Source organism: Nitrospirota bacterium (assembly GCA_016194305.1).
In the GTDB taxonomy this organism is placed as follows: Bacteria; Nitrospirota; Nitrospiria; order JACQBW01; family JACQBW01; genus JACQBW01.
In genome coordinates this window covers 124,211-131,734 of record JACQBW010000019.1, presented here as the reverse complement: position 1 = coordinate 131,734, position 7,524 = coordinate 124,211, and the positions used below count along the sequence as shown (strand labels likewise).

The following is a 7,524-nucleotide window of genomic DNA, read 5'->3' as shown; positions in this document are numbered from 1 at the left end:
CTGCAACAACCTGACGGATTTCGCTGCCCAAATCGATTTGAAGTTTTAATAGTTTGTCTGATTTTGGGACTCTTTCCGCCGATATAATTTTTCCTGCTCTCAGGTCTATTTTTAGAAAATCTTCAATTGAAACAAGTGAAGAGGGAGGAGCAACGGGTGAGGAAGCTTTCTCAGGAGATGTTTCAGAAGATACTGTGCCTTTGGTTTCGATTCTAGGGAACAAGGATTTTCCTTTCTCAATAGGTGTGCCGGACTTTAATTTTCCCCAAACCAGTGTTTCTGTAAAAAGCAGGGGTTCGGATCGTGGAGCCAGTCCGATTTGTCTTAATATCGATTCCGAACTGACTGGGAGAAAGGGCGCAAGGAGATACCCGAGAAATCTTAAAGATTCGGCGAGGTGGTATAGGACCATTCGGAGCCTTGGCAGATTTTCTGGTAATTTTGCCAGCTTCCATGGAGCCGACTCTTCGATGTAGGAATTCGAGAATTCAATCAATTTCCAGATTTCTTGCAGTGCGACATGAAATTCCAATTTGTCCATGGCCCGGCTTACGACGGGAAGCAGACCCAGCGCCATGGTTTGGAGTGCTTTTTCATTTTTGCCTTCCAGGGCCGGATCGGATGCGAATACTTTTCCCTCGCAATATTCTTCAATCATCACGAGCGTTCTGCTGAGCAGGTTCCCCAGGTCGTTGGCAAGGTCGCTGTTGACCCGGCTGATAAAAGCCTGTTCCGAGAAGTCTCCGTCCTGGCCAAACGGAACTTCCCGCAAAAGGAAATATCTAAATGCGTCGCTTCCATATCGTTCAATCATCTGATACGGGTCTACGACATTCCCTCTGCTTTTTGACATCTTTTCCCCAGAAACCGTCCACCAGCCGTGGGAAAAGATCGATTCCGGGAGCGGCATTTCAGCGGACATCAGAAAGGCGGGCCAGTACACCGCGTGAAATCTCAGAATGTCTTTTCCGATGATCTGGATTTGGGGAGGCCAGTTCCGGGCAAACGAAGTATCGGGATAACCCGCAGAGGTCAGGTAATTGACCAGGGCGTCCAGCCAGACATAGATGACATGCTGAGAATCGATGGGAACAGGTATTCCCCATTTAAAACTTGTTCTGCTGATTGAAAGATCTCTCAGCCCGGACTCAATGAATCGAACAATTTCATTTTTCCGGCTCTCCGGACGTATAAAATCAGGGTGCGATTTGATATGATCCAGCAATCTATTTTGAAATCGCGATAGTCGAAAGAAATAGCTCTCTTCCCTTATTTTTTGAACAGGCCGATTGCAGTCGGGACAATTCCCGTTTTGAAGCTGAAGCTCTGTCCAAAACGTTTCACAGGGTACGCAATACCAGTCCTCATATTCTCCCTTATAGATATCCCCTTTATCATAGAGTTTCAGAAAAAAAGCCTGTACCGCTTTACTGTGGCGGGTTTCCGTGGTTCGGATAAAATCTGAATTGGATATGTTAAGGAGTTTCCAGAGATTCTGAAACCTTAATACGACCCGGTCTGCCAGAGCGATCGGGGATTCACCATTCTTGATTGCACTTTCTTCGACCTTTTGTCCATGTTCATCGGTTCCGGTCAGGAATCGTACTGAATCTCCGGACAAAGCGTGGTATCGGGCCATTGCATCCGACGCAATGGTCGTGTAAGCATGTCCGATGTGCGGGACATCATTCACATAATAGATAGGCGTAGTGATATAAAAAGGCTTTGGCATCATGTAACCATATCTGTCACGCTTTGGGTACGATCATCGAAGGGACGAAGATGAAACAGGACGTTTTCAAGAGCCAACGGCCGGTTAATGTTTCTTTGAATGAGTTTTTCGACCTTCAGCAGCATGAGGAAAGTGCGATTCAACTTCTCAAATGAAAATTGGCTTGAAAATTGTTCTATCTTTTCCCGATGGCGGTCCAAAATAAGCAAGTCCGGTTCCGGACAGGTTTTCCAATAGATCATATCTCGAATAAATGACAAAATCCACTCTACTGTCTTTCTGAAATGATCTGCGTCTCTTGATAATTCTTCCGACAACTGAAATAATTTTCCGGGTGAATTCAGCGTTTCCGGATCGATCAGCATGAAATAACGAAGATCCTCCTGATCTAAAGACTCCAAATCATAGGTGATTGCGACGCCCACTCTTCCTTCCGAGCGTTTGGCCAGATGACGGGCATCCTGAGTGGAAAGTTTCCTATTTCTCATCAAAAAATTGACCAACTCTTCCCGGGGCGGGGTCGAAAATCGAATCTGTTGGCATCGTGAAAGAATTGTGGAAAGAAGTGCCTGCGGACGGGAGGTCACTAAAATAAAATGGGTATCCTCAGGGGGTTCCTCAAGTGATTTCAAAAAAGCATTGGATGCCTCGGGATTCAGCCGGTCTGCGTCATCCAGAATAAAGACTTTTCTCGAACTCAGAGAAGGATGCAAAGACATTTGATCCTGAATTTGCCTGATCTGGTTCAGTCTAATAAATAGACCTTCAGGTGAAATTTCAAATAGATCAGGATGCATCTTTTGATTTCCTTTAAGGCAGGAAGGGCACTTTCCACAAAAAGGGATAGCACTCGGGCAAAGCAGGGTTTTAGCGACGGCGAGGGCAACCGTTCTCTTTCCAATTTTATCCTCTCCCGTAAAGAGATACGCATGACCCATTTTATGGGAAGTGAGTGCCTGATAGAGGATCTGTTGTGGAACAGCGTGTCCGATGAGTTGACTTTCAAATTTCATGACGAAAATGTCTAAAAAGAAGTGCGATTTCCTTTCTAATTTCCTGATGAACTTCAGCGTACTCTCCCGAACTATTCACGACTCTAAATCGTTCAGGTTCCTTATTGACCAACATGAGATATTTGGAACGAACAGTTTCATGAAAGGCAATGTTTTCCGCATCAATCCGGTTCAAGCGACCCGTTCGTTCCCGTACCCGTTCCAGGGCCTGGTTCGGCGGCAGATCGAGCAAAAAAGTGAGATCAGGTTTAATTTGATGAAACAAGGTCTGGATGATCGGATCGATGAGACCAAAATCGATTCCTCTTCCTCCTCCTTGATAGGCGTAGGTTGAATCATGAAACCGGTCACATAGAATAATCTTGTTCTTCCGCAGGGCCGGGAGAATTAATTCGTGTAAATGCTGAGACCTTGCCGCAAGATAAAGTAACAATTCTGTGGTGGGATCAATCTCTTTGTGGTCCGGTTCCAAAACGAGATTTCTGAGTTTTTCGCCGATCCTTGTTCCTCCGGGTTCACGTGTGAGGATGACCGGATATCCCTCCTTTTCCAGTTCTTCAAACAGCTGTTTGATATGTCTTGATTTTCCGCTACCTTCTATTCCTTCGAATGTAATAAAAAGGCCCTTTTCTTCAACCGGAGTGTGATGTTTCATAAAGTTTGAAATCTCACAGTTTGATTAAGTTGGCCGATTCGACGGGATAAGGGGTATTGGAGAGGAAGATGACCTGTCTGCCTTTTGACAGATCTCTTAAACTGGCGATGATTAAGGCCTGGCGAGCCGGGTCGATTGTTACTAACGGATCATCCAGAAAAAGCGGAAAGGTGATATTTCTTAAAAGCTCTAATCGAAAGACTACCAGGGACCAAAAGATCTGGTCAAGTGTCCCGGGGCTGAGAGTTTCCTGGGGAGGATTCAATGTGATCATGCCCTGTTCTGCAATTTGAATCTCAAAACGGTCTCCTGCAATCCTATGGACTATCTTCTGAACAACCTGATTCATTTGGACAAGATCCAATCCGCAATGTTTCAGGAGGAGGTCCCAGTCATTTTCAAGAAAGGTAGAAATCGATCCGGAGGCGTTATTTGTGGGTAACGATATGCCTTCCTCGGGAGCGAGGGAACCGGACTCCAGTGAAAAAGATGCATTTCCGGCTGCGAGAGATTCTTCCAGGGTCTTAATTTCCTGCTGAATGACATAAGGATCTTTCGTTCCGGGTTTTATCTTGTTAATCTCCTTTTCGGAAAGATCCGCTTTCTCGGATGATTCCTTGAGTTCGGATAGAAGAGTCTCTTTTGACTTTTGGACGAGTAGGCTCTGTTTCTTCTGCAGAAGAGCTCCTTCCTCCTCTTTGAGCTGGCGATAAACAGACAGTTTGGTCTCAAATTCCTCCCTGCTGGCAGAATTGGTTTTTTGAAGCAGACCGAAGTATTTGACATGTTCACGGTTAAATCTTGCATTTAACATTTCGATATTTTTATTTTTATTTTCAAGTTTCGTGTTCCAGACTTTTCTTTGCGAGATTTTGTTAAAATCCTTAATCAGTGAGAAGAGGGCCAGACCGATGCCGGCCAGGAGACCGATCAGATCGATTTGTTTTAAAACGCCGTCGAGGTCCAGAAAGAACGGGAGGAGAAGAAAAATAGCGACGGTCATCCCGCCGGCCCAAAGAAATTTATTTTGGAGGAGATTTTGTTGATCCATCGATAATTGTTGTTCAATAAATTCTTTCTCTTCTATCAGTTGCTGTTCTTCACTGTTTTTCTCGAGTATCGCCTTTTCATAATCGTCAATGATTTGACCGATATCTTTTGGAACTGTCGAAAAGCCCGAAAATATTTTTTCCTTCTCGGATAAGCCGAGAAGTCCGGATTCAACTGTTTCCAGCTCGTTTAAAGTTCTTTTTATAGAAAATATCTTATCTTTATAATCGAGCATCTCACTCTCTTTTTGGGCAAGCAAATCTGCTTTGGCTTCTTCTTTCTTGAGCTCTTCCAGAGTATTTTTAAGATTCGAGGGATTCTCGATCTTCTTCTCGACATTCATGGCGACAGCGGATGCAGGTCTCGTTCTCCTTAATGGTGACTGTGAGGGAAGTGAAGATCGACCGATAAAAAAGAAGGAAGAGATCATTTCTTTCGAGAAATTTTCCAGCTTCAGGTATGAAAAGAGGAGGTTTTGAATCTGGGTGGGTTCTTTCTCGATCAGCGAGAATTTATTGGCGCCTGGATCGAGTTTGTAAAGCTGGACGGAATGCTTTGAAAAATTCCTGAGCAATCTGTAAATTTCACCATTATCCAATTTAAAGGAGATCGCCCCCTGGGAAGATCCGTCTGGAGGATAGGCCTCATAGTCCGGGAAAAAGATATCTCTAAAGACATTGAATAATGTCGATTTTCCAGCTCCATTTCCTCCCTGTAACAAGTTGAATCCAGGTTTTAAAAGGATCTTCTTTGCTTCTTTGAAGTGGCGGATATTGATCAGGGCGAGTTCGACAATTGTCATAACAGATTTTGGATGCCATTTTTAGAAGCTTTCAATTTCATTTCAGATGAAAATATAATCCAAAAAGTGGGAAAATGCAAATAGGGCCTCGTGACAGATCGATTAAACGCCTTCCCGCAGACGATTCGGTTTAAAAGAACTTGCGTGGCCCGCAAAAAATAGGTATTATTTTTATTCTAACATCCGGTTTACCTTATCCTACTGGAAATGAATTCCTTGTCAAAGTTGGGCCAATTTATTCGAAAGTATTTTATTACGGGCCTTCTTGTAATTACCCCGATGTGGGGAACCTACCTGATCTTGAAAACCCTGTTTACCTCCCTAGATGGCGTGTTGGGGGGATACCTTCAACGTGAATTCAATTTTTATATTCCCGGGTTTGGAATTATATTACTTCTGTCGCTTATTTTTCTAAGCGGTGTCCTGGTGACCAATATCTTTGGTCGAAAGCTGGTTCAAATCTGGGAGGAGTTCCTCCAAAAAGTTCCTTTAGTACGAAATATCTATTCTCTTTTTAAATCGATCGTAGACACTTTTTCCAATCAGCATAAGGAAAAGTTGAGCCGCGTTGTGTTGGTTGAATTTCCCAGAAAAGGTTGTTTTACAATCGGATTTGTAACCGGTATTCCGAATGAGGAGATCATGTCGAGTGCCGGAGAACGCCTGATCAATGTCTATGTTCCGACAACCCCGAATCCGACGGGAGGGTATATGCTCCTGTTTCCAGAAAAGGAAGTGAAGTCCCTTTCCATGTCCGCGGAAGAAGGAATGAAGATGATTATCTCCACCGGCGCCTATAATCCCCCTTCGGGAAAGGGCAAACATCCTATTCAAAAGGCCGAGATGTTGTCCGGGGAGATCACTTGAAGCCGGTTGATATCGTGGTCCTGGCAGCCGGACTCGGAACTCGGATGAAATCGGGCCAGGTCAAAGTTCTCCATTCACTCTGCGGGAAGCCGATGATTCTCCATCTCCTGGAGCGGGTCAAATCCCTTCCTCTGGGCCGAATCGTCATCGTGTTGGGATATCAGAAAGAAAAAGTAAAGGAGGTTGTACGCAAGGCTTTTCCGAAAGCTGAGTTCGTTTATCAGGAGAAACAACTGGGAACCGGCCATGCCCTTGCCCAGGCGGATAAACTCTATACAGGAGGTGAAAAGACCCTTCTGATTTTAAACGGCGATACGCCTCTCATCTCAGAAAATACGCTGACCTCATTCATTCGAAACCATCAATCCAAGAACGCGACGCTGTCCCTCCTTACCGTAGAATTGGAAGAACCCTTCGGTTATGGCAGGATACTCAGAAACCGCCGGGGAATCCTGCAAAAAATTATCGAAGAGAAGGATGCCACTCCCATCCAGAGGAAAATTCGGGAAGTGAATTCCGGAATTTACCTGATTCAGTCCAAATTTGCGTTCGATGGATTAAAGCGGATTACGGCCAGGAATGCCCAAAAAGAGTATTACCTGACGGATATCCTGGCGATCGGAGTTCAAGCGAAGGAAAGAGTAGAATCATTGAAGTGTGTCGATTCGGAGGAGGTCATGGGGATTAATTCCCGTCTGGATCTTTCCAGGGTGGAAAAAAGTCTGAGAAAACGGATTGCCGAGAGCTGGATGAAAGAAGGCGTCACGATGATTGATCCTGAAACAACCTATATTGATCAAGATGTGAGCATTGGAAAAGATACGATCATCTATCCGGGAACTTTTCTTTTAAACGGGAGTTCCGTGGGCGAAGAGTGCATTCTCCGGTCCCATGTGACCATTTCAAATTCAGAAATCGGAAAGGGAACAACGATTAAGGAATTCTGCGTCATCTCGGAATCCAGAATCAAAGAAGGAGCGATTGTCGGGCCGTTTGCCCATATTCGACCCGGCACGTTACTCCATCAAAATGCCCGGATCGGGAATTTTGTTGAAATCAAAAAGAGTGAAATAGGAACAGGTTCCAAGGTGAATCATTTGTCCTATATTGGCGACGCCATCCTGGGAAAGCGGGTTAATGTCGGAGCCGGAACAATTACCTGTAATTATGACGGTCATCAAAAATACCAGACGATTATCGGTGACGATGTCTTTATCGGAAGTGATACACAGTTGATCGCACCGATTCGGGTGGAAGACGGCAGCCTCATTGGAGCGGGTTCGACGATTGTCGAAGACGTACCTCGGAACAGCCTTGCGCTCAGCAGGATGAAACAAATCATTAAGAAAGACTGGGTCATTCGAAACAGGAACAAACAGAATAGAAAGAAAAAAGAGAAATAATC

6 protein-coding genes are annotated in these 7,524 nt (G+C 44.7%); 2 read left to right on the top strand and 4 right to left on the bottom strand.

The window, feature by feature from the left end; all coding sequences use genetic code 11:
• From metG to HY200_07350, 4 genes are all read right to left on the bottom strand, one after another.
• Positions 1 to 1,732 (bottom strand): methionine--tRNA ligase (gene metG / locus HY200_07365; GenBank protein ID MBI3594762.1); only part of this gene is annotated, 1,732 nt, incomplete at its 3' end.
• Positions 1,732 to 2,745 (bottom strand): DNA polymerase III subunit delta', encoded by a 1,014-nt coding sequence (gene holB / locus HY200_07360; GenBank protein ID MBI3594761.1) that lies wholly within the window; start codon positions 2,743 to 2,745, stop codon positions 1,732 to 1,734. The genes holB and metG, both read right to left, overlap by 1 nt.
• Positions 2,735 to 3,400 (bottom strand): dTMP kinase, encoded by a 666-nt coding sequence (locus tag HY200_07355; protein ID MBI3594760.1) that lies wholly within the window; start codon positions 3,398 to 3,400, stop codon positions 2,735 to 2,737. The genes holB and HY200_07355 overlap by 11 nt, the downstream gene beginning before the upstream one ends.
• Positions 3,401 to 3,413: 13 nt before the next feature.
• The gene (locus HY200_07350; GenBank protein ID MBI3594759.1) at positions 3,414 to 5,252 is read right to left on the bottom strand and encodes an AAA family ATPase; all 1,839 of its coding nucleotides are present in this window, start codon (positions 5,250 to 5,252) and stop codon (positions 3,414 to 3,416) included.
• A 216-nt stretch (positions 5,253 to 5,468) separates the two neighbouring features.
• Here HY200_07350 and HY200_07345 point away from each other — a divergent pair, with 216 nt between their 5' ends.
• Together HY200_07345 and glmU are read left to right on the top strand one after the other, a co-directional pair.
• Positions 5,469 to 6,119, top strand: a complete 651-nt coding sequence (locus tag HY200_07345) for a DUF502 domain-containing protein (protein ID MBI3594758.1) — start codon at positions 5,469 to 5,471, stop codon at positions 6,117 to 6,119.
• The gene (gene glmU, locus HY200_07340) at positions 6,116 to 7,522 is read left to right on the top strand and encodes a bifunctional UDP-N-acetylglucosamine diphosphorylase/glucosamine-1-phosphate N-acetyltransferase GlmU (protein ID MBI3594757.1); all 1,407 of its coding nucleotides are present in this window, start codon (positions 6,116 to 6,118) and stop codon (positions 7,520 to 7,522) included. Before HY200_07345 ends, glmU begins: the two co-directional genes overlap by 4 nt.
• Positions 7,523 to 7,524 lie beyond the last annotated feature (2 nt).